17 protein-coding genes, 2 tRNA genes and 1 pseudogene are annotated in these 18,024 nt (G+C 68.5%); 9 read left to right on the forward strand and 11 right to left on the reverse strand.

Annotated features, from left to right (window positions below):
• Both ACFY2X_RS45700 and ACFY2X_RS45705 read left to right on the forward strand, forming a co-directional pair.
• A pseudogene (locus tag ACFY2X_RS45700) lies at positions 1-337 on the forward strand (phospholipid carrier-dependent glycosyltransferase); the annotation flags it as partial.
• A 110-nt stretch (positions 338-447) separates the two neighbouring features.
• A complete protein-coding gene (locus ACFY2X_RS45705; RefSeq protein WP_389951288.1) occupies positions 448-1,662 on the forward strand; it encodes a hypothetical protein in 1,215 nt (404 codons plus the stop codon).
• Between the two features lie 277 nt (positions 1,663-1,939).
• Here the strand turns inward: ACFY2X_RS45705 and ACFY2X_RS45710 are convergent, their stop codons facing one another.
• The 3 genes from ACFY2X_RS45710 to ACFY2X_RS45720 all read right to left on the reverse strand — a co-directional run bounded on the left by ACFY2X_RS45710 (position 1,940) and on the right by ACFY2X_RS45720 (position 4,774).
• Positions 1,940-2,584, reverse strand: coding sequence for a hypothetical protein (locus ACFY2X_RS45710; protein WP_389951290.1), 645 nt, complete (start codon positions 2,582-2,584; stop codon positions 1,940-1,942).
• Positions 2,585-2,604: 20 nt separating this feature from the next.
• On the reverse strand, positions 2,605-3,177 hold the full coding sequence (locus ACFY2X_RS45715; RefSeq protein WP_389951293.1) for an RNA polymerase sigma factor: 573 nt from the start codon (positions 3,175-3,177) through the stop codon (positions 2,605-2,607).
• Positions 3,178-3,598: 421 nt separating this feature from the next.
• Entirely contained in the window at positions 3,599-4,774 is a 1,176-nt protein-coding gene (locus ACFY2X_RS45720; RefSeq protein ID WP_389951295.1) for an MFS transporter, read from the reverse strand.
• 293 nt (positions 4,775-5,067) lie between these two features.
• On the opposite strand from ACFY2X_RS45720, the gene ACFY2X_RS45725 reads away from it, so the two are divergent.
• On the forward strand, positions 5,068-5,631 hold the full coding sequence (locus ACFY2X_RS45725; protein WP_389951298.1) for a hypothetical protein: 564 nt from the start codon (positions 5,068-5,070) through the stop codon (positions 5,629-5,631).
• 180 nt (positions 5,632-5,811) lie between these two features.
• On the opposite strand, the gene ACFY2X_RS45730 is transcribed toward ACFY2X_RS45725, so the two are convergent.
• The 7 genes from ACFY2X_RS45730 to galU form a co-directional block, all read right to left on the reverse strand.
• Positions 5,812-5,888: transfer RNA gene (locus ACFY2X_RS45730), tRNA-Ala, on the reverse strand.
• Between the two features lie 58 nt (positions 5,889-5,946).
• A complete protein-coding gene (locus ACFY2X_RS45735) occupies positions 5,947-6,624 on the reverse strand; it encodes a hypothetical protein (protein WP_389951301.1) in 678 nt (225 codons plus the stop codon).
• A 124-nt stretch (positions 6,625-6,748) separates the two neighbouring features.
• The gene (locus tag ACFY2X_RS45740) at positions 6,749-7,402 is read right to left on the reverse strand and encodes a GNAT family N-acetyltransferase (RefSeq protein ID WP_389951348.1); all 654 of its coding nucleotides are present in this window, start codon (positions 7,400-7,402) and stop codon (positions 6,749-6,751) included.
• A gap of 46 nt (positions 7,403-7,448) precedes the next feature.
• Positions 7,449-7,922, reverse strand: coding sequence for a molybdenum cofactor biosynthesis protein B (locus ACFY2X_RS45745; RefSeq protein WP_389951304.1), 474 nt, complete (start codon positions 7,920-7,922; stop codon positions 7,449-7,451).
• Positions 7,923-7,992: 70 nt separating this feature from the next.
• Positions 7,993-8,463 (reverse strand): cyclic pyranopterin monophosphate synthase MoaC, encoded by a 471-nt coding sequence (gene moaC / locus ACFY2X_RS45750; protein WP_389951306.1) that lies wholly within the window; start codon positions 8,461-8,463, stop codon positions 7,993-7,995.
• A 34-nt stretch (positions 8,464-8,497) separates the two neighbouring features.
• Positions 8,498-9,685 (reverse strand): gephyrin-like molybdotransferase Glp, encoded by a 1,188-nt coding sequence (gene glp, locus ACFY2X_RS45755; RefSeq protein ID WP_389951309.1) that lies wholly within the window; start codon positions 9,683-9,685, stop codon positions 8,498-8,500.
• A 41-nt stretch (positions 9,686-9,726) separates the two neighbouring features.
• Complete coding sequence (gene galU / locus ACFY2X_RS45760) at positions 9,727-10,626, reverse strand: UTP--glucose-1-phosphate uridylyltransferase GalU (protein WP_389951312.1); 900 nt, start codon at positions 10,624-10,626, stop codon at positions 9,727-9,729.
• A 25-nt stretch (positions 10,627-10,651) separates the two neighbouring features.
• Here galU and ACFY2X_RS45765 point away from each other — a divergent pair, with 25 nt between their 5' ends.
• From ACFY2X_RS45765 to ACFY2X_RS45785, 5 genes are all read left to right on the forward strand, one after another.
• On the forward strand, positions 10,652-11,233 hold the full coding sequence (locus ACFY2X_RS45765; protein WP_389951315.1) for a 5-formyltetrahydrofolate cyclo-ligase: 582 nt from the start codon (positions 10,652-10,654) through the stop codon (positions 11,231-11,233).
• A 51-nt stretch (positions 11,234-11,284) separates the two neighbouring features.
• Positions 11,285-12,790 (forward strand): potassium/proton antiporter, encoded by a 1,506-nt coding sequence (locus ACFY2X_RS45770; protein WP_389951317.1) that lies wholly within the window; start codon positions 11,285-11,287, stop codon positions 12,788-12,790.
• 110 nt (positions 12,791-12,900) lie between these two features.
• Positions 12,901-13,206, forward strand: a complete 306-nt coding sequence (locus ACFY2X_RS45775; protein ID WP_389951320.1) for an FmdB family zinc ribbon protein — start codon at positions 12,901-12,903, stop codon at positions 13,204-13,206.
• A gap of 948 nt (positions 13,207-14,154) precedes the next feature.
• On the forward strand, positions 14,155-14,964 hold the full coding sequence (locus ACFY2X_RS45780; protein ID WP_389951323.1) for an S-methyl-5'-thioadenosine phosphorylase: 810 nt from the start codon (positions 14,155-14,157) through the stop codon (positions 14,962-14,964).
• Positions 14,965-15,105: 141 nt separating this feature from the next.
• Entirely contained in the window at positions 15,106-15,741 is a 636-nt protein-coding gene (locus ACFY2X_RS45785; protein WP_389951326.1) for a Flp pilus assembly protein CpaB, read from the forward strand.
• Positions 15,742-15,951: 210 nt separating this feature from the next.
• On the opposite strand, the gene ACFY2X_RS45790 is transcribed toward ACFY2X_RS45785, so the two are convergent.
• Positions 15,952-16,968: a D-alanyl-D-alanine carboxypeptidase family protein gene (locus ACFY2X_RS45790; protein WP_389951329.1), complete on the reverse strand. Its 1,017-nt coding sequence runs from the start codon at positions 16,966-16,968 to the stop codon at positions 15,952-15,954.
• 941 nt (positions 16,969-17,909) lie between these two features.
• Here ACFY2X_RS45790 and ACFY2X_RS45795 point away from each other — a divergent pair.
• A tRNA-Arg gene (locus ACFY2X_RS45795) sits at positions 17,910-17,982 on the forward strand.
• The last annotated feature ends 42 nt before the right edge of the window (positions 17,983-18,024 follow it).

An 18,024-nucleotide genomic window follows, 5' to 3' on the forward strand; every position in this document is an offset into this window, starting at 1 on the left:
CACCCGCGACTGGCGGGCCGGGGCCGTCCTGCTGGCCTACGCCGCCGGCTGGCTGCCCTGGTTCTACTACGCCATCGCCGACAACCGGACCATGTTCCTGTTCTACGCGATCCCGATGGTCCCCTTCATGATCCTGGCGATCGTGCTCGCGGCCGGGCTGATCATCGGTCCGGTGGGTGCCTCGCCGCAGCGGCGGGTGATCGGAGCCTCGGTCGTCGGCGCCTTCGCGCTGCTCTCGCTGCTCAACTTCTGGTGGCTCTACCCCGTGCTCACCGCCGAGATCATCCCTTATGCGGAGTGGAGCGCACGCATGCTCTTCAAGAAGGGTTGGATCTGACCGTCCGTATATGAGCTGCTTAGAGCCGATTTCCTAGGGTAGGCGACGTGCACGATCCATTACGTCACGTTCATCGTCAGGGCAGGCCCGCATACGGCAGACTTCGAAGCATGCCTGCACCGGACGTGGCTGCGCTCCTCTCCGAGCTGGAGCGATCCGAGCCCGACTATGCCGAGCACGCCCGGAGCGCGATCGACTGGCTGACCGGCGGCGAGCCGCTGGAGACGATCACCGAGCTCAACGTGTGCGAGTTCCTCTGGTACACGCTGCCCACCAAGGTCAGCGGCGACCGCGCCGCGATCGCCCGTGCACTGGGCAGGCTGTTGCGGCTGGGCGGCCTGGAGCGCTATGCCGAGCTCTGCTCCTCGGCCACGACCACGCAGATCCTGCGCACCTACGCCCGTTCCGGCGAGGACGCCGGGGTGGCCGCCTACCAGGGCGCCCTGGACGCCACGGGAGTGCTCCCACCGGATGTGCCCGAGCTGCGATGGAGCTCGATCATGGGTCCCGAGGAGCTGGGCGCGCACGGCGCCTGCTCCGCCGCGCTGGAGCTCGCCATCGTCTCCGGCGAGCTCACCGCCTGCTCGCCGGGACGAGAGGCGCTGACCCGTCACTGGCTGACCGCATCCCGCCCCGAGCTCGGCGGGGACAACTGGCTCCACCGGGTCCAGGGCGAACGGCTGAACCGCTGGGTGCTCGGTCGTGGGGCCGCCTGGCGCGAACTCGCCCAGCCCTTCGAGGTGCACCTGCACGCCCCGATACCGGCTCCGGCCGACGATCGCCTGGAGGCGCTGCGGTGGCTGCTGAGGATGGGCTGCCAGCCGGGCGGCATCCCGCTGACCCAGCGGCACAACCTCGCCCGTTCCGTTCTCGCGGAGAGCGCCTGGAGCGGCTCGGACCTGGCGGCGGTCCGCGAGGTGGCCCAGGACCTGATGGGCGTGCTGCGCCGCGCGGGAAGACGGCTGCTGACCACGTCGGCGGGCAAGCGCCTACTCGAAGACCGCGATCTTCTCTGGGAAGCCGCGGCGTCCGCGCTGCTGGCCCCGTCGTCCGGGGAGCAAGGATTCCGGGCGTCGGCCCGGGAGGTGGCGCTGCTGCTCCTCGCCGACAACTCACCGGCAGACCGTGACCGGGTCACCGAGGTGATCGACTGCGAGGAGTGGCAGATCGCCGAGGTAGAGGCCACCCTGGCCGAGCTGGAACGGCGCCTGGACGCGTTCGGCCTCCGGGCGGGGGGCAGGCTGACCCCGGCGGGCCGGTCGGCCGCTCTGGCCGCGTTGCGCAACCACGCCCTGCGGCCCCGCCAGTACGTCAACATGACCTGAAGCCGGAGCGACCCCACCACTGCTCAGACGGCCCATTTAGGCATATGTCGGGCAGTGGCCGGACATGTCCGAGACCCGCTCAAACAATCACGCCAAGACGCCGCAATCCGTCGTGTTCGGCTTCACCGCGCTCGGCATGCTCACCGTCTGATACCCGGCGTGCGCCACCGGGCATCCCGTCGGTCACGGCGATCCCGCTCGGCGGGGACAGGCCTGACCGATGGGGGTACGGCGGGCGCCCGCCATACCCCCGACGGATCGCGATATCCCTGGTGGATCAGCTGCCCTCAGGCGGGAACGCCTCGGGGTTCTTCTCCCGGGTAGGGATCGAGACGTCGATGACCGTGCACGGCTTGACCGGGCCGTCGGTGACGTCGAAGCCGAACTCCCACTCGATGTCGGGATTCTCCGAGCCCTTGGCCTTGTTGTTCTCATGGAAGTCCATGATCACGGTCTGCCCCGGCTTGATCTCCCGAGGGTAGATCCTCACCCCGCCGTCGATCACGTCGTGTGCCTTCGCGGGGAGGGAGTTCTCCATCAGCTCCTTAATTTTGGCCTTGACCTTGGGATCCTTGCTTTTCACGTCCGCCGAGTCGATCTGCGGCCACGACCCCTTGTAGCGACCGGGAGCGCATTCCTTGCCCAGTTTGAAGTAGGTGACGTCGGCCTTCACACCCATCTTTTCCAGGTCCTTCTCGACCTGGCCCGGATCCCGGAGCTCGTTGATCTTCAGCGTGATCGACCCGTCCGAGTTCTTGGTCAGCGCGTACGCCGGGCTCTCCGACCCCGCGACCAGCGGCACGGCCACAAACGCCGCGGCGGCGATGCCCGCGACCGCGACCCCCGCCAGCAGGCGGCGGCGCATGGGCTTGCGGACGGGCCCCCGCTCCGCCCGCTCGTTGATCTCTGCCTTGAGTTCCATGAGCAGTCTCTCCTCGAAATTCATCGAAGTCCTTCCATGACCACGGGCGGGACGACGCCGGGAACGTGCCGCAGTGACTGGCGGGCGCGGTGCAGCCGGACCCTGGCGGTCCCCTGCCGGATGCCGAGTACGGCGGCCGCCTCGCTGACGGAAAGCTGGTCGATGGCGACCAGTTCCAGGACGGCGCGCTCGCTCTCCGGAAGTCCCGCCATGGCCTCGAAGGCCCGCCGGGCCGTGCTCTCCGCGTCCAGACGCTCCTCCATACGCGACAGGTCATCCGCGTCGAGGAGCCTGCGCCCGCTGATCCGGCCGACGAGGCTCAGTTCACGCGCGGCCCGCCGCCGTTCGGCGGACAGGGTGTTACGTGCCACGCCGTACAGCCAGCCGATCTCACTGCCAAGGCCGGAGCGGTAGGTGTGCGCCGAGTCGAGCACCGCGATGAAGACCTCCGCGACCAGGTCGGCGGCCGTGTGAGGGTCGTCCACCCGGCGGGTCAGGAATCGCGTGACCGCTTCGACGTGGCGCCGGTAGAAGGCTTCGAAAGCCGCGGGGTCGGTGGAGATCTCCGCCAACCCCTTTCGTTTGAGGCGCACCGGCCGTGCTCCCTTCGTCATCCTCCCGAATACACACCTGCTTGGACGAAGGCAGCCGAAGCGTTACATGCCAGGGCAAAAGAACCTGATCACGCTGCGAAGAACCATCAGAAGGCCGCTCCAGCCGTGAGCCACAGTCCCCGGCGGAGACCTGATTTTGCGGACCTTGAAGTCCAACACAACCCCTCACCAACGAGATGGTGCATCGACCTCTTGAACCCAAGGTCTGGAACCGGGCCTTTCGTCTTGGTGGGGTGTTCACGGGCCAGGCTGAACTGGTACGGAAGCGAGGCTCTGAAGGTCGCTTCCCGGATCTAGGTTGATCGTTTCCCGGCCTCGGGGCTGTTTGGACGGCTTACTCGGGGCTGTTTGGACGGCTTAGCTGTGGCTCCTGTCGGCTGCGGGGATGCAATGCGCCGGCTCAGCGGGGTTTGGCGAGTGACCATAGGGTTACCGCCATGAGCAGAGCGGTCAGCCCGCCACAGATCATCACGGTGGAGACCGAGAAGGCGTCGACGATGCGGCCGCCGAGGAACGCGCCGAGGGCGAAGGTCGCCTGGAAGGAGGCGGTGAAGACGACCGTGGCGGCTTCGGGCGTTTGAGGGGCGGCGGTGATGAACGATGCCTGCGAGCAGACGGGCACGCCTCCGTAGGCCAGGCCCCAGACCATGAGCAACACCACGGCTCCGACGGTTGTGCCGCCGGCCGAGGGCAGCAGCAGGGTGGTGGCCGCGATCAGGCAGCCGCAGATTGCGAAAGCGGCTCGCAGGCGTGTGGCGGTGGCCTTGCCGGCCAGGAAGTTTCCGGCGATTCCGGCGATGCCGTACGCCAGCAGGACGGCGCCGACGGCTGCGGGAGGCAGGCCGGTGATGTCCTGGAGGAAGGGCGTGACGTAGGTGTAAGTGCCGAAGTGGGCCAAGACGATGAGGAAGGTGGCCAGCAGGGCGATGGCGGCACCCCGGGTGCGCAGCAGGTCGAGCAGGACGCGAGGGCTGGTGGCCTGGTGGGCGGGCAGCGGGGGCAGCAGCGTCAGCAGGGCGGCCAAGACCAGGATGGCCAGCGCGGCCAGGACCAGGAAGGCGGTTCGCCAGCCGGCGAGGTTGCCGATGAAGGTTCCGGCCGGTACGCCGAGCACGGAGCCCAGCGGCACGGCGGAGAAGATCACAGCGGTGGCGGTGCCGACGGCGTGCGGCGGCATCAGGCGGCCGGCCAGCCCGGCTCCGATCGACCAGAAGCCGCCGATGGTGAGGCCGACGAGGACCCTGGAGATCAGCATGACCCAGTAGGAGGTCGCCACTGCGGCCAGCACGTCGGCCACGGCGAGCACCGCCATGAGGACGCACAGCATCACGCGGCGGTCCAGGCGCGCGGTGGTCAGTGTGACGGTGGGTGCGGCGACCGCGGCGACGATGCCGGGCAGTGTCATGGTCAGCCCTGTGGTGCCGTCGGAGATGCCGAAGTCGGCGCCGATGGCGGTCAGCAGGCCGATGGGCAGGATTTCGCTGGTGACGATGGCGAAGATCCCCAGCATGAGCGAGGTGACGGCGAGCCAGCTGATGAGGGGCGAGCGGGGTCGGGCGAGCGTGGTGGCGGACATGGTTTCCGTTCAGGCAGGTGTGCGTGGCGTGCAGGCACCCAGCCAAGCAGTGCTGAAGCAGCGGGCACTGGCACGTTTCGGACGCAACCGTCGTCGTGACTCGTGCACCGTCAGCGCTCGTGCGGCCTTCGCTACCGATAGATCGACTCTTGCCGAATCTTTTCGGTCCCTTGGCCTACGAAGCGAGGCCCTCGAAGGGCGGGTCCGGCGATACCCGCGTCCGCGCCGGTTGCGGTCGGCATTGCCATGTTTCAAGCTCGGCTGAGAAGCCCACGAGCGAAAGGCAGCCCCATATGCGCAGTCTCAGCCCGGGTGAGCTCGAACGCCTGATCCGTTCTCACGGTCGTCTGAAGATGTCGCTGTCGGTCACCATCGTCGTGATCATCGCGCTGTTCGTCCTCATGGCACTCGCCGATGTGCCGTTCCTCTCCGGACTTGGCGTCGGCGTTGGGGTGGGCATCGGGTTGCTCTTGCGCATCCCGCAGCGACGCTTGCTGAACGAGCTGGGGCTCACCAACGTGGAAGCGAAGGCAATCGTCGCAGCCGAGCGGGAACGCCGCAGCGGCCTCGCCGACCTGCCGCCGGAAGCACGTGCCAGACGTGAGGCACGGCGGGCGGGCATCTTCCTGGTCGCGGGCCTGGTCCTTGTGATCGTCTTCTTCGTCGCGGCCTTCTACTTCTTCGGCCACGCCGGTCAGACGGTGGAAGAGGACGCCCCGCTCGACCCGTGGTTCGGCATCAGCTTCTTCGCGGGCTTCGCCGCCCTGTGCGCCGGACCTGCCTTTCTCTGGCAGGCGAGCCTGCACAAGAAGCTCGCCGACTCCTGGCGTGAGACGGCGGCGAAGGAAGTTCCCTGACGGACCCGATCTGTTGGTCATGACCGTTCGACTGGGCACCATTGCCGTGCCGGCGGAGTTGACCCGGTTGGGCTGGTCACCCGCGGAGGCCGTACGGCCCTCCTCAGAGGACTGACCAACCGCATACCCCCGAATGACGAAAAGACCCGGTTCCATGATCTGGAACCGGGTCTTTCGTTCTGGTGGAGATGAGGGGATTCGAACCCCTGGCCCCTTCGATGCGAACGAAGTGCGCTACCGGACTGCGCTACATCCCCAAGCCGTGCACTAGATTAGCAAACTTCTGGAGCCCCTCGCGCCATCCACGGCGGGAGATCAATCTCCGACCGCGCGACGGGGCGTCTCGGCGTACTGGTCGAAGATCTCGTCACGGTGCGCGTCCAGGTCGATGATCTGCGCAACCGGTCGCTGCGGCTCCAGCTCGGCCCGTCGCCGGGCACGCCTGGCACGTTCCGCGCGGGCCTGAGCGGCGGCTCTGCGGTTCTCGGCGTCGATCTGGACAGAAACCCTCAGGACGGCTAGATAGGCCCCAAGGAGCACCACAGAGGGCGCTACACCCCACCACGGGATCACCCGGACGGCGGCCGTCACCACCGAGGCGAGGAGCAGCAGCACGCACCAGAGGGTCAGTCGCCTGCGCTTGGCCACCTGTAGCGCCCGCCGGTGCCGCTGCTCGGCGCGACGGCGGTCGGCCGCCGACCACATGGGCCGATGCGCGGGCGCGGCGGCGATGGCTGCGGGCCTGGCGGCGGGTGCGCCGGTGGTAGCGGTGGCCGCGGGCCTGGCAGTGGGCGCGTCGGTGGCGGGAACGGTCCTGGGCTCCGCCTCGGGGAGCTCGTCTTCGACCGGCTGCTCGTCCGGGGCGTACGGCTCGGCGGTCTCGTAAGCCTCGACAACCTCGACAAGGGTGGTCCGGTCCCGGCGTAACCACATGGGCACGAGCACGCACAACCACATCACGACAATGGCCACGTACAGAAGAACGCTGCTCACGGCCACCTCCGGGCAGCATGAAAACGCCTGTGGTCTCTTGGCGTCTTCAATGTGCTCACGTCACGCACCGTAAGACCGCGTGTCACTATTTGACGAGTATTCGATGCGGTGTGTCGCGAGATCTTCAAACCTCTTCATGGGGAGCGCCACCACGAGCCGCCGACTCACGGGCCCGCCGCCACCGCACGAGTAAACCTCTTGGTGCGTCTTCGACCGTGAGCGCGTAACAAATGTGGTCGCGCCAAGCACCGTCAATGTGCAGATGACGGCGTCTGATGCCTTCTTCCCGGAAGCCGAGCTTTTCAACCACCCGGCGGCTTGCGTGGTTCTCCGGGCGGATGTTGGCCTCGACACGGTGCAACCCGGTGGTGAAGAAACAGTGATCGACCGCCATCGCCACGGCGGTGGGAATGATCCCCCGACCGGCCAGGGCACCGTCCACCCAGTAGCCGATCTGAGCCGATCTGGCCGAACCCCAGACGATGGCGCCGACGGTGAGCTGCCCGGCGAAGGCTCCCTCATAAGTGACGACCCAGGGCAGCGCGAGCCCCTGCCTGGCCTCTCGGCGGAGAGTGCCGGCCATGGAGATGTAAGGCCCGAGACCCGTCTTGAACAGGGGGGTCTCGGGATTGCTCGGTTCCCAGGGACGGAGCCAGTCGGCGTTGCGCAGCCGCGATTCCCGCCAGACGCGCACGTCGCGCAGGCGCAGCGGCCGAAGTCCCACCGGGCCTTCCGTCAGGGTCACCGGCCAGCCACGAAGTCGATCCACGCTCTCCATCATCCCCCGAAGGCACACCGGCGTGCCATGGAGTCCGGCAGGCCGGTCAGCGCGGGTGATCCCCTCCTCGGATCTGGTCCACGGCGTGCTTGAGAACGGGCGCGAGCACGGCCATGCCGTCGCGGACCCCGCCCGAAGAGCCGGGCAGGTTGACGATCAGGGTGTTTTCCGCCTGCCCGGCGAGCCCGCGGGACAGGATCGAGGTGGGCACCTTGTCACGGTTCGCCTGGCGGATGGCCTCGGCGATGCCTGGGATCTCCCGGTCGAGCACCCGCCGGGTCATCTCCGGGGTGAGGTCGGCCGGGGTCAGCCCGGTGCCGCCTGTGGTGAGGATCACGTCGTAGCCCTCGGCCACCCCGGACCGCAGCGCCGCCTCGACGGGGTCACCGTCGGGGACCACTCGCGGGCCGTCCACGTCACATCCGGCCGCCGCCAGGAGCTCAGCCAGCAGTTTCCCGGACTTGTCCTCGTATATCCCGGCGGAGGCCCGGTTGGACGCCGTGATCACCAGAGCTCGCATGCCGCCATCCTCTCAATCCCGCCGGCCATGGCCGGGTACGGCCCGGTCCCGACCCGCTCGGTCCCGCCGGCTATGGCCGGGTCCAGACCCCGGTCTTCCCGCCGGTCTTCTCCTCGACTCGGACACCGGTGATCACGGCCGCCGGGTCCACCGCCTTGACCATGTCGATCAACGCGAGCGCGGCGACCGAGACAGAGGTCAGCGCCTCCATCTCGACGCCGGTCCGGTCCGCGGTCTTGACCCGGGCGGTGATCTCCACGCCGTCGTCGACCACCGTCAGGTCGACCTTCACGCCGTGCAGCGCGATCGGGTGGCAGAGCGGGATCAGGTCCGGGGTGCGCTTGGCGCCCATGATGCCCGCGATCCGCGCGGTACCGATCGCGTCTCCCTTGGGAACGTCCCCCGACCGCAGCAGGGCCACGGCCTCGGCGGACAGCAGCACCTTGCCTGTGGCGCTGGCCGTACGGACGGAGACGTCCTTGGCCGAGACGTCCACCATGCGTGCCGCGCCGGTCTCGTCGATGTGTGTGAATCCGCTCATACGAACACCATGCCCTGCCGCTTCCCCTGCGGATTCACAGGGGGATGACTTCCACCGTCGCGCCCACGGGCACCTCGGTGACGTTCTCGGGGACCACCAGCAGCGCGTTGGCCATGGCCAGGGCCGCGAGCTGGTGCGAGCCCTGCCTCTGCACCGGAGCGACGGAGCCGTCGGCGGCCAGTACCGCGCGCAGATACGACCGCCTGCCCTCGGGAGAGCGGAGCGAGGACGTGGTCACGGCCCTCACGACCGGTGTGGGACCCACGGGCAGGCCGCGCATCTTCTGCAGCGCGGGCCGGACGAACAGCATGAACGACACGAAGGACGACACCGGGTTACCCGGCAGCGCGAAGATCGGGATCTGGTCCTCGCCCACCACTCCGAACCCCTGGGGCATGCCCGGCTGCATGGCGACGCGATTGAACCGAACGGTGCCGAGGGGGCCGAGCGCCTCCTTCACCGGCTCGTAGGCGCCCATCGAGACACCACCACTGGTGATCACGACGTCGGCCCGCAGGAGCTGGGCGTCGAGCTGGTCGAGGAACTGCCCGGCGTCGTCGGCCACGATCCCGGCCCGGTAACCCTCGCCTCCGGCCTCGCGGACGGCGGCGATCAGGGTGTAACTGTTGGACTCCCAGATCTGGCCGGGCGCCAGGGGCGTTCCCGGCTCGGCCAGCTCGGCGCCGGTGGAGATCACCACCACCCGGGGGCGGGGCCGTACCAGCACCCGGCGGCGGCCGACTCCGGCCAGGATGCCGAGCTGAGCCGGGCCGATCGGGGTTCCCGCCGTCAGCACGACGTCGCCCGCGTGGACGTCCTCGCCCGCCCTGCGGATCGAGTATCCCCACGGTGCCGGTCGCTCGATGGTGACCTGTGCGGTCCCGCCGTCGGTCCACTCGACCGGGACCACGGCATCGGCACCCGCGGGCATCGGGGCGCCGGTCATGATCCGCGTCGCCGTTCCGGGGCCCACGACGAGCGGCCGCCCGTCTCCGGCCGCGATGTCGCCGATCACCGAAAGCGTGACCGGGGCCTGCGCGACGTCCTCGGCCCGTACGGCGTAGCCGTCCATGGCCGAGTTGTCGAACGGCGGCAGCGGAACCGGGGAGGTGACCTCCTCGGCCAGCATGGTGCCCAGCGCCTGCTCCAGGTCCACCTCCAGGGGAGCCAGGGGCCGCACGGTCAGCAGGATGTCTGCGAGGTGGTCGTCAACCGACTTCATCGGGCTCATCGGACTCATCGGGTTCGTCGGGTTCGTCGGGCTCATCGGGACCCCAGGAACTCCTTCAGCCACGGTATGAACTCCGGTGCCAGATCGGCGCGGTCCGCCGCGAACTGCACCACCGTGCGCAGGTAGTCGAGCTTGTTGCCGGTGTCGTAGCGGCGGCCGCGGAACAGCACGCCGTGAACCGGCCCGCCCTCCTCCGAACCCCGGCTCGCCAGGGTGCGCAGGGCGTCGGTGAGCTGGATCTCACCGCCACGGCCCGGCGGGGTGTTCTCCAGGACCTCGAACACGGCCGGGTCGATCACGTATCGGCCGATGACGGCCCAGTTGGACGGGGCCTCCTCCGCCGGAGGCTTCTCCACCAGGTCGGTCACCCGGACCACGTCGTCCTCAGATGTAGGCTCGATGGCGGCGCAGCCGTACAGGGAGACCTGCTCCTTCGGCACCTCCATCAGCGCGATGACGCTGCCACCGTGAGCACGGCGCACCTCGATCATGCGCTTGAGGAGTTCGTCACGATGGTCGATCAGGTCATCGCCCAGGAGACAGGCGAACGGGTGGTCGCCCACATGCTGCTTGGCGCAGAGCACGGCGTGGCCGAGGCCGCGCGGCTCGCCCTGCCGTACGTAGTGGAGGGTCGCGAGGTCGGCGGGCTCACGCACCTGGGAGAGCCGCTCGTCGTCGCCCTTGGCCTCCAGCACGTCCTCCAGCTCGATCGCCCGGTCGAAGTGGTCTTCGATGGAGCGCTTGTTCTTACCGGTGACCATGAGGACGTCGAGCAAACCAGCGGAAACGGCTTCTTCAACGACATACTGGATCGCGGGCTTGTCGACGATGGGCAGCATCTCCTTAGGAGTCGCCTTGGTCGCCGGCAAGAAACGGGTGCCCAAACCCGCGGCGGGAACGACGGCCTTGGTCACAGGATGCATGTCAGCCATGACCGAAACCATAGTGGAGGGACCTGTGGACAAGCCTAAGCTGCGTGCCAGGATCGTGACCGCGCGCGCTTCCATCTCGGAAGACGCACGGCATGCGGCCGCTGTCCAGACAAGGGAATCCCTCCTGGATCAGCCGTGGGTTCAGATGGCCGGGCTGGTCGCCTGCTACTGGTCGGCCGGGAGCGAACCGGAGACCCACGGGCTCGTCTTCGCGCTGTGGAAGCACGGCGCGACCGTGATCCTGCCCGTGCTCCGTGATGACAACGATCTCGACTGGGCCGTGTACGACGGGCCCGACACCCTCGCACCAGGCCGTTTCGGGATCATGGAGCCGGTCGACACCCGGCGTGGCGTCGACGCGATCAGGACCGCGGCCCTGGTGATCGTGCCCGCGCTGGCGGTGGACCGGCACACCGGCGTACGGCTCGGCCGCGGCGGCGGCTCCTACGACCGGGCGCTGGCCAGGGTCGGCCCGAACGTGCCGACGGTCGCCCTGCTACACGAGGGCGAGCTGCTGGAAGGGATTCCGGCCGAGCCGCACGATCTTCCAGTTCGCTACGCGGCCCTGCCCAGCGGAATCACCCGGGTCGTCCCGGGGTGTGCCTGACGACCGGGTCGAATACGACACAATGGTCCCTGGAGTTGGAGAGGGGGCCAGATGGGACTGAATGTCTGGCTGCTTCTCGGAGCTGGGATCGTCATCGCCGCCATCATCGCGGTGCGGGTCGCGCATCGCAGCGGGCTGCCGAGCCTTCTCATCTTCCTCGCCTTCGGTCTGATCATCGGCGAGTCCGGCTTCGGGGTCCAGTTCGAGAACCCGGAGCTCGCCCAGCAGATGGGCCTGATCGCTCTGGCGGTCATCCTGGCCGAAGGTGGCCTGACCACCAACTGGAACCACGTCAAGAAGTCCATCCCCACCGCGCTGGTGCTGGCCACCGTCGGCGTCGGGGTGAGCATCGTGGCCGTCGCGGTCCCGGTGCGCGTGCTGCTCGGCATGGACTGGCGGTCCTCACTGCTGCTGGGCGCGATCCTCGCCTCCACCGACGCCGCGGCCGTCTTCTCCGTCCTGCGCCGCCTGCCCCTGCCCCCGCGCCTGGCGGGCATCCTGGAGGCCGAGTCCGGCCTGAACGACGCGCCCACCGTCATCGCCGTGATGCTGCTGAGCGCCAGCACCTCGCCCAGCATCGGGCACGCGCTGTTTCAGGTCGTCTTCGAGCTGGTGGTGGGCGCGGCCATCGGCCTGGCGGTCGGCCCCCTCGGCGTCTACGCGCTGCGCCGCGTCGCGCTGCCCGCCTCCGGCCTGTACCCGATCGCGGTGCTCGCGCTGGCGTTCGTCGCCTACGCCGGAGCCGTTCTCGCGCACGCCAGCGGTTTTCTCGCCGTCTACCTGGCCTCCCTGGTCATGGGCAACGCCCGGATGCCGCACCGGGCCGCCACACGAGGCTTCGCCGAGGGCGTGGCCTGGCTGGCCCAGATCGGCCTGTTCGTCATGCTCGGACTGCTGGCCAGCCCCTCGGAAGCACCCCAGGCGATCGTCCCCGGCCTGGTGGCCGGGCTGATCCTGGTCGCGCTGGCCCGCCCCCTGTCGATCGTCGTCTCCGCCCTTCTCGTACGGCTGGCAAGACTCGACCGGCTGAACTGGCGGGAACAGGCCTTCCTGTCATGGGCGGGACTGCGCGGCGCGGTCCCCATCGTGCTCGCCACCATCCCCTGGGCCTCCGGCTCGGTCGACCCCTCCACCGCCAAGCTCGTGTTCAACACGGTCTTCGTCATCGTCGTCGTCTACACCCTGATCCAGGGACCGACGCTGCCCTTCGTCGCGAAGACGCTCGGGCTCTCCACCCCCGACGAGGCCCGTGACCTGGAGGTGGAGTCGGCACCGCTGGAAGAGCTCAACGCCGACCTGCTGCAGATCAGGGTGCCGCCGACCTCCAAGCTCCACGGCGTGGAGATCTTCGAGCTGAGGCTGCCCAACGACGCCCAGGTCACGCTGATCGTCAGGGACGGCCGTACCTTCGTGCCCACCGAGTCCACCAGGATCCGGATCGACGACCAGCTCCTGGTCGTGACCACGGCCGCCTGCAGGGATCCGGTCGAGCGGCGGATACGGGCGATCAGCCGCAGGGGCAAACTCGCCGGCTGGTTCGGCGAGCTCGGCACCTGATCACAAGTGGAATGCGATAGGGCCGACTCGCGTTCATGCCTTTCGGCTGCGTACCATTAGCAGTCCCATCAGTAGAGTGCCAATCGGCGTGGAGTAACGAGGAGGAGCGCGTGCCCACCTACCAGTACGCATGTAGTGCCTGCGGCCACGAGTTCGACATCGTCCAGAAGTTCTCCGACGATGCGCTGACCGAGTGCCCGAAGTGCTCCGGCGAGCTACGCAAGGTGTTCTCCGCGGTCGGCATCGTCTTCAAGGGCTCCGGCTTCTATCGGACCGACAGCCGGTCGTCCTCTTCCAGCACGGTGAGCTCCACCACGACCTCCTCGTCGAGCTCGTCCACGGAGTCCAAGACCGAGTCCAAGACCTCCGAGTCCAAGCCCGCCGCCGCGAGCACCCCGGCACCCGCGGCCTCCTAGCGCAGTGACCGCACACCTTCACCGTGTTCGTCGTCCGTCCAGGGCGCCGGTACGGCGAGCGGTGGGGCGGTCTCGACCGGCGCGGGTGAGCGGTGCCCAGCCCGGTGAACATTCCTGGTCACCGCGCTAGGCAAGCCCCGGCCCCACGACCTCCAGGCGCCGCCGGCGCCCGCGGCCTCGCGCTGCGGCCTCCAGGTGATCCTGGCACCCTTGGCCTTCTTGTCAGTCGCGTCCGGGGCGATCGGCCGCTGCGCCGAGCATCTCACGGGGATCACGGGGAACTTCGAGCACCTCACGGGGAAATCTGTCCAGCAGCTCACGGAGCCTTGGATGCTCTTCGGGGTTCCAGCTCACAGAGCCTTGGATGCTCTTCGGGGTTCCAGCTCACAGAGCCTTGGATGCTCTTCGGGGTTCCAGCGCAAGGAGTCTCCCAGCGGTTTCTCGGAGACCCAACTCACGAAGCCTCGGCGACTCCTCGGCGCTCCAGTCCTGGACCAGACGCTCCAGGCCGTCACGGGCCTACGCGACCAGCCGGCCAGCCACCTGCTCGCCGACCGGGGTCAGCTTCAGGGTGCCGTCACCCACCCCGGCAGTGCCGTCGCCCTCGGCAGATCGAGCCGCGCGCGACGGGCAGCTCCGCATACGGCCGTCTTGTCGTCACCCATCGTCACCCCTGCCCGCTCGCGTGATCGCCCCTACCCACTCGCATCGGCATGCCTGCCCTCTCGGCAAGCACCACACCCACCTGACGACCCGGATGCTTGGCTTCGCCCCGGGTGTTCAGCCGCACCCCGGACGTTCAGCCGCACCCCGGACGTTCAGCCGCACCCCGGACGTTCAGCCGCGCGGGCAGCCACACCGAGCCGGGCTTATCCACCGCGCCGGAGTTATCCACAGGGCACGGCCCAGCCTCCTCACCAGATCACCCGTGGGGCTAGTCTCAGCGCCATGGTCATTCGCGCGGATATCGGTGTCATCGGCGGCTCGGGGCTCTACTCCCTGCTCGACAACGCCACGGAGGTCGAGGTCACCACCCCCTACGGTCCCCCCAGCGACGTCATCACCGTCGGCCAGATCGGATCACGCTCGGTTGCCTTCCTGCCCCGGCACGGTCGTGACCACCGCTTCGCACCTCACCGCATCCCCTATCGCGCCAACCTGTGGGCCTTGCGTTCCCTCGGCGTCCGCCAGGTCCTCGCGCCCAGCGCGGTCGGCTCCCTACGCCCCGAGCTGGGCCCCGGCACCCTGGTCATCCCCGACCAGCTCGTCGACCGCACCTCCGGCCGCGCGCAGACCTACTACGACACCGAAGGCGTCGTCCACGTCGCCTTCGCCGACCCCTACTGCCCCACCGGCCGCGCGGCGGCCGTCTCGACCGCCAGATCCTCCGGCTGGGACCTGGCCGACGACGGCACCCTGGTGGTCATCGAGGGCCCCCGCTTCTCCACCCGCGCCGAGTCCCGCTGGTTCACCGCCAACGGCTGGACGATCGTCGGCATGACCGGCTTCCCCGAGTCCATCCTCGCCCGCGAGCTGGCCCTCTGCTACACCTCGCTCTCCCTGGTCACCGACCACGACGCCGGAGTCGAGGTCGGCGAGGGAGTCTCCCACGAGGAGGTCCTCTCCTTCTTCGCCGCCAACGTCACCCGCATGCGCTCCCTCGTCGCCGACGTCGTCACCGCCCTGCCCGAAGAGCGCACCTGCCTCTGCGCCCATGCGCTGGACGGACTCAAGCTCCCCTTCGACCTCCCCGAGTAACCCGCGCCCTCTCCGCCCGCCGTACGGCGAGCACCCAGCCCCTCCGCACCGTCGTACGGCGATCACCTCGCAACCCCGCCGTACGACGGGCATCTTCTTACGGGCTCCGCGCCGCCCGGCTCTCTCCCGATGGAGTCAGTCATGCGCGCTTTCCATTTCCGCCGTCTTCTCGGCCGTCGCCATCGCCTCATCGCCACCGCCGTCGCCGCCCTTGCGATGGCCTGCGCCGTGATCGGATTACGGCCGAACGCCGCGTCGGTCACCGTTCTCGCCGCAGCCAGAGATCTTCCCAGTGGCACGTTGGATGCCGCCGACCTGAAAACGGTCGCCCTGCGGCCCGATACCGTCCCTGACGGCGCTCTGAAGCCCGGAACACCGATCAACGGGAGGATCCTGGCCGGTCCCATACGCCGTGGAGAGCCCCTGACGGACGTCCGGCTGCTCGGCCCGAGCCTGCTGGCCGCCCATGGCGCGGGAACGGTCGCCACCCCGGTCCGTGTCGCCGACCCCGAGACCGCACGCCTGTTGTCGCCCGGCGACCTTGTCGACGTGCTCGCGGCACCCTCCACGTGGGACGGCTCCGCTCCCGCCAGGATCGTTGCCGAAGACGTCACGGTCCTCGCGAGCCCCGACGACAAATCAGATCAAGGCGCGCTCGTCGTGCTGGCCACCACCTCCGATCAGGCGATCCAGCTCGCCTCCGCGCAGGCCGGGGGCCGCCTGTCGATCACCATCGGAGCTCGCGAACGACAACCCGGAAGCCGCCCAGAGCGGTAAGCCCTTCGTCAGGCGCTCCCATCACGGCGGCGGCGCCTGGCGGTGACCAGAGCATCAGACAAGGCCGGCCGCCAGGGCTCACAGAGGCGAGACCGGGCGTCAGACCCCGCGGAGGCAAGGCCGAATGAGGCCGGATGACCGGATGCCAGAGTCCGGCCCGCAGAAGCATGGCCGAGCGGCAGGATCCCGCAAAGGCAATGGCCTCATGGCCTACAGCAGAGAGCCGAGCTTGGGGTCATACTCCCAGTGCCAGGGCTCGAAGGGGCTGACGTAGGCCCACTTGGGGTGGAACCAGCCGAATTGCTTGCCGTTGGCCTCCAGCCAGTTGAACTCGGCCGACCGGAAGCGTTCCACGCCTCCGCACAGGTCGACGGCGAGCCCGAGACCATGGTTACTGCGGCCTGGGACGGCGGCGAAGCCCGGGCGGCGGTAGTAGACCGACTGCTGCTCAGCCAGGCTCCGGTAGCTGTCCGTCACACACATGGGCCTGCCGAACCGCTTCTTGTAGGCCTCGCTGAGGCTGATGAAGGCGAGCGCCGCGTCTCCTCTCAGCTCGTTGCCTCGCTGCTGAAGTGGGCACAGATAGCTCTTCGGGATGAGTCCGTTGGGAAAATCGTTCGTCGTCGACGTCTGGACCGGGTTACACCCGGCCGCGGGCTGGCCCTTCTTGTCGACTTTGACTCCCAGCTTCACCAGTGCCTGTGTCAGGGATTTCACGATCTTGCTCGAACGTGCCCTGAGCGTCTCGATCTCGGCGCCCATCTGCGCCTCCGACAGCAGGTTCCCCGCCCGCAGTTCCTGCGCCTCGGCAGCCAGCCGCTCACGCTCGGCCTGCAGGCGGCTGCCGTCCGCGAGGATCTGGTTCTGCTCGGCCACGATCTGGGTGACGTTGGCCATGGACCGCAGTGTCGCCTCGTTGGACTCACCGGACAGGAAACCGGCGATCTCGCCACCTGCGGACCGCTGGTAGAGCAGGCCGACGACCTGCGCCAGCGGCTGCCGTATCTGGGCGAAAGCCCTGTCGGCGGCCTGCAGCTCGCGCAGTTTGACGGCGAGCTGCTTCTCCGAGTCCCGGATCTGGGCCCGTCGCTGCTCCAACGCCTTCGTTGCCTCAGCTAGCTCTTTGGCCGCCTTCTCCGCCTCACGACGGAGCTCGGTGAGGTTCGTGGGTTCACGGCGCAGTCCGGTAAGGCTGACGGGCTCGCGGCGAGTCTCGGTGAAGCTCACGGCCTCGCCGACGACGGCTGGCCGAGTCCCCTCCGGCTTCTGCTGTGCAGCAGCGGTCCCCGGAAAAAGGGAAGTCATGGTCGCAACAACGGCGATCAGACCCGCTGATCGACGAGGTGGCACGTTCGACCCCTCCGTTTGCGAACTCGTGACCTGGGTCAGGGACGCACGTTACTACAGCTGACCGAGTGTCTGGGCCAGACTCCCCTCGGCCGATATGCGTCGAACACCCCATTTATCAGCCCTCACTCAGGCCTCTTGCCGCACTTGCTCCTTACAGACCTCCCACAACCAGGTCTCTCGCCATTCCCCCGGGCACCCGAAGTCGTCCTTCGTCCGCTCCGGACTCGGCGTTGCCTCCACCTGAGGTGCCGGGGATTTCGGGGGGACCACCTTCTGCACGACCTTGGGAACCACTTCCAGCGGAGGTAGCGGTGAAGCGTCCACCGTCGAGCGGCGCACGTCTCGCACGATGGGAGACACCCACCCCCCGTACTTCTCATCGGGACGGAAACGAAGTGGAGGAGGCACCAACCTCGGCTCGAAGGCCGTACCCCGAGCAGGAACGACCCCCTGGACAGGAACGACCAGGCCCGGCACCACGGCAACCGCGCCCTCCTGGAGCCCCGCCTTGGCGACAGCCCCCCGAGCGGCCACCTCATACCCGGTAAGCTCAGCCACCAGGAGCCCGCCCGCCAGGAGCGCAGGCGCCAGCATCGCCCCGCAAAGCACCAACGGCCGCAGCGCACGACGCCCTCGAATCCGCTTACGTCGCCGTTCAATCACGGAGCGTGACACTAGCCACGCCCACCTTCAGCCCTTCAGGCACTTGCCACCCTTTTACCGCAGCTCAGCGAAGCGATAACTCAGCATTCGCCCCCGATCCCCCCTCCGAGCGCGCATGCACTCGCCACTTTCGCTACTCTTACAGTGAGTCCCTTGCCTCCGTAGCTCAGGGGATAGAGCACCGCTCTCCTAAAGCGGGTGTCGCATGTTCGAATCATGCCGGGGGCACCTAGTTGACCTTGCTGTTTGCCGCGTGACCTGGGAGTTCTT

This window comes from Streptosporangium sp. NPDC000396 (assembly GCF_042898655.1).
GTDB lineage: Bacteria > Actinomycetota > Actinomycetes > Streptosporangiales > Streptosporangiaceae > Streptosporangium.

Coding starts and splice junctions, on each gene's coding strand:
- ACFY2X_RS45705 (WP_389951288.1), top strand. CDS start 448: ATGCCTGCACCGGACGTGGCTGCGCTCCTCTCCGAGCTGGAGCGATCC.
- ACFY2X_RS45780 (WP_389951323.1), top strand. CDS start 14,155: ATGGTCATTCGCGCGGATATCGGTGTCATCGGCGGCTCGGGGCTCTAC.
- ACFY2X_RS45710 (WP_389951290.1), bottom strand. CDS start 2,584: ATGGAACTCAAGGCAGAGATCAACGAGCGGGCGGAGCGGGGGCCCGTC.
- ACFY2X_RS45740 (WP_389951348.1), bottom strand. CDS start 7,402: ATGGAGAGCGTGGATCGACTTCGTGGCTGGCCGGTGACCCTGACGGAA.
- galU (WP_389951312.1), bottom strand. CDS start 10,626: ATGGCTGACATGCATCCTGTGACCAAGGCCGTCGTTCCCGCCGCGGGT.
- glp (WP_389951309.1), bottom strand. CDS start 9,685: ATGAAGTCGGTTGACGACCACCTCGCAGACATCCTGCTGACCGTGCGG.
- ACFY2X_RS45785 (WP_389951326.1), top strand. CDS start 15,106: ATGCGCGCTTTCCATTTCCGCCGTCTTCTCGGCCGTCGCCATCGCCTC.
- ACFY2X_RS45745 (WP_389951304.1), bottom strand. CDS start 7,922: ATGCGAGCTCTGGTGATCACGGCGTCCAACCGGGCCTCCGCCGGGATA.
- ACFY2X_RS45770 (WP_389951317.1), top strand. CDS start 11,285: ATGGGACTGAATGTCTGGCTGCTTCTCGGAGCTGGGATCGTCATCGCC.
- ACFY2X_RS45725 (WP_389951298.1), top strand. CDS start 5,068: ATGCGCAGTCTCAGCCCGGGTGAGCTCGAACGCCTGATCCGTTCTCAC.
- ACFY2X_RS45720 (WP_389951295.1), bottom strand. CDS start 4,774: ATGTCCGCCACCACGCTCGCCCGACCCCGCTCGCCCCTCATCAGCTGG.
- moaC (WP_389951306.1), bottom strand. CDS start 8,463: ATGAGCGGATTCACACACATCGACGAGACCGGCGCGGCACGCATGGTG.